General features: G+C 66.2%; 3 protein-coding genes. All 3 read right to left on the reverse strand.

Annotation, left to right across the window (positions count from 1 at the left end):
• On the reverse strand, positions 1 to 843 hold an 843-nt coding region (locus tag A5713_RS04890; protein ID WP_156751754.1), incomplete at its 3' end, for an amidohydrolase family protein.
• Positions 844 to 1,015: 172 nt separating this feature from the next.
• A complete protein-coding gene (locus A5713_RS04895) occupies positions 1,016 to 1,429 on the reverse strand; it encodes a Zn-ribbon domain-containing OB-fold protein (RefSeq protein WP_067918475.1) in 414 nt (137 codons plus the stop codon).
• Positions 1,430 to 1,436: 7 nt separating this feature from the next.
• The coding region (locus tag A5713_RS04900; protein WP_197516295.1) for a thiolase family protein at positions 1,437 to 2,028 on the reverse strand (592 nt) is incomplete at its 5' end.

The raw sequence follows: 2,028 nt of genomic DNA on the forward strand, positions 1-2,028 counted from the left end.
GACGTGTTCGGCGCGCCACAGGAAATACGGTATCCAGCCGACGTCGCCCTCGGTGAGCGAGAACTTCAGCTGGGGGAAGTCCGCCCAGAACTCGGCCCAGATCAGCTCGGTGAAGGTGAACATGCTCATCATCGACGACGCCGTCATCTGCACACTGGGCGGGGCGTCCGTCGACACCTGCGGGCTCCGTGACGCGGACCCGACGTGCGTGCACAGCACCGTGTTGTTCTCGCAGACCGCCGCGAACAGCGGGTACCAGTACTTGGTGTGAATGCTGGGCATTTGCAACGCCTCTGGGTTCTCCGAGAACGTCACCGCGTGGCAGCCCTTGCCGGCGAGGCGCTTGACCTCCTTCGCCGCCTCGGCCACGTCGAACAGCGGCAGGATGCCGCAGGGGATGAATCGGCCCGGGTATGCCGCGCACCACTCGTCGATATGCCAGTCGTTGTAGGCCTTGATCATCACCAGGTTGACCGCACGGTCGGGGCCCTGGTTGAGGACCTGGCCGGAGAAGCCGGTGAAGTTGGGAAAGTTCAGGCCGGCCAGCTGACCGCCGGCGTTCATGTCGCGGACCCGTTCGTCGACGTTGAAGCAACCGGGGCGCATCTCGTCATAGCGGGAAGCGTCGATGTTGTACATCTCGCGGGGCTTCCCCGCCACGGCGTTCAATCCCATGTTCCGGCCGCGAACCTCGCCGTAATACCACTGCTGGACGCCGTCGGGTTCGGTCACCACCCGGGGCGCGCGGTCCTTGTACGTCGCGGGGACGTGGGCCTCGAACATGTCGGCGGGCTCGGCGATGTGGTCGTCCACGCTGATCAGGATCAAGTCGTCCTTGTTCATGCCGCGCTCCTCGGGGGGATCTGCGACTAGTAGATAATGGCGCCGATCACAGTGTCAACCGTGCGCCCGGCGCCGGCATCTCCGTGTTCGATTGCCGCGCAACGCGCACGGCCCAACTTAGTGGGCCGGCAGCGCCGCCGCTGGCTGCGGACTAATAGTCGCTGCGGCGAGATCAGTCGGCCGGCTCGTACCGCAACATCGTCACGTCGTGCTCCGGGTAGTCGAAGAACACCGGCTTCACTCGCATCCCCACCCTCAGGTCGGCGGGATCGACGTTGACCATCTCGGTGGAAAACCTTGGCCCCTCGTCCCATTCGACGATGGCCAGCAGCTGCGGGACGGCGTCGGCGAAGTGCGGGCTGACCGGGCGGCGCGCCACGGTGTAGGAATACAACGTCCCCATCCCGGAGATCTCTCGCCATTCCAGATCGTCGGCGAGCGTGCGCGGTGCGCGCACCCGTGGGTAGAACACGTAGCCGCCCAGCGAGGGCGAATACTGGATGACGATGCGGTGCTGCGCCAGCGCGTCCCAAAACGGTGCGCTGGTCGGGGTTTTCACGGGCATCGGGCGCTCGAAGGTGGCCATGTCGGGATCAATCCCCCTCGAGGATCAGCGTGGTTTGCTCGGACAGGATCCCCCCGTTGCCGGACACGAAGGCGCGGTGACAGTCGGCGACCTGCGCCGCGCCCGCGCGGCCCATGATCTGCCGGGTGGCATCGCAGACATGGTGCATGCCGCCGGCGAGCCCGGCCTGACCGAAGCCCAGTTGTCCGCCCGCGGTGTTGAGCGGGAAGTCGCCCCGGAAGGTCAGGTCATGGTTGGCGACGAACTCCATGCCCTTGCCCTTCTCGCAGAAGCCCGCGTCCTCCAGCGACAGCAGCACCGTGATGGTGTAGCAGTCGTAGATCGACACCATGTCCATCTGCTCGCGGCTCAGCTCGGTCATGGCGAACGCGGTGTCTGCGGCCTCCGCGATGGGAGTGTGCAGCAGGTCCTTGGCGTAGGTCGGGGTTTTGAACGGCACGTGTTCACCGAATCCCTTGACCCACACGGGCCGATGGCGCGCCCGCCCGGCGAGGTCGGCGTTGGCGACCACCACCGCGGCACCACCGACGCAGGGCATGACGATCTCCAGCATGTGCAACGGGTCGGCGATCACGGGGCTGGCCAGGACGTCGTCGACC

The organism is Mycobacterium sp. E2497 (assembly GCF_001668695.1).
Lineage (GTDB): Bacteria > Actinomycetota > Actinomycetes > Mycobacteriales > Mycobacteriaceae > Mycobacterium.

Excerpts from the sequence above, each read along its gene's own strand:
- A5713_RS04895 (WP_067918475.1), bottom strand. The coding sequence starts at position 1,429 with ATGGCCACCTTCGAGCGCCCGATGCCCGTGAAAACCCCGACCAGCGCA.